Origin of the sequence: Luedemannella flava (assembly GCF_039528515.1) — a bacterium.
GTDB lineage: Bacteria > Actinomycetota > Actinomycetes > Mycobacteriales > Micromonosporaceae > Luedemannella > Luedemannella flava.
Map to the genome: position 1 here is coordinate 1 of NZ_BAAALT010000315.1, position 657 is coordinate 657.

Consider the following 657-nt stretch of genomic DNA (forward strand, 5'->3'; position numbering starts at 1 on the left):
ACCGTCGCGGCGGCGCGCCCGGGCACGGAGGTGGCCGGCGCGGTGGTCGACGGGCAACTGCGGGGCGCGCTGGGCCGCTGGGCGCAGCTGCGCCGGCGGGTCCGGCTGCATCCACCGGCTGCGCGGGAGGCGGGTGTGCCCGTACGCTCCGTGGCAGAGCAGGTGGACCCCGTGGAGTCGGCGTGAAGAGTGCACGGATCAGACAACAGGTGACGCGCGGCGCGACGCTGGCGCTCGTCGCCGGCGCGATCGGCGGCGTGACGCTGCTGGCGGCGGAGGCCGTGGCGGCCCGCGCCCGCCGGTACGCGCGCCCCGAGCTGGGCATGGCCATGCGCACGACGGTGGGCAACGCCCAGCGTCCGCCGCTGCGCATCGTGCTGCTCGGCGACACGACGGCCCTGGGCGTGGGCGTCACGGACGTCGCGGACACGGTCGGCGGCCAGCTCGCCCAACTGCTCGCCGAGGCGGGCGCGACGATCACGCTGTCCAGCGTGGCGGTGGCCGGCGCGCGCAGCGCCGACCTGCCCACCCAGGTGGCCCGCGCGCTGCTCGGCGACCGGCCCGACCTGGCCGTGATCCTCATCGGCGCGAACGACGCGACCCGGCTGGCCCGGCCCGGCGAGGTCGCCGCCACGCTGGGCGCCGCCGTGCGCCGCC

The 657-nt window shown here is 78.8% G+C and carries 1 protein-coding gene and 1 pseudogene; both read left to right on the plus strand.

Features of this window, described 5'->3' with window-relative positions; translation table 11 throughout:
- Positions 1–186, plus strand: a pseudogene (locus ABD211_RS32930) (hypothetical protein); the annotation flags it as partial.
- On the plus strand, positions 183–657 hold a 475-nt coding region (locus ABD211_RS32935), incomplete at its 3' end, for a GDSL-type esterase/lipase family protein (protein WP_344140428.1). The pseudogene ABD211_RS32930 and the gene ABD211_RS32935, both read left to right, overlap by 4 nt.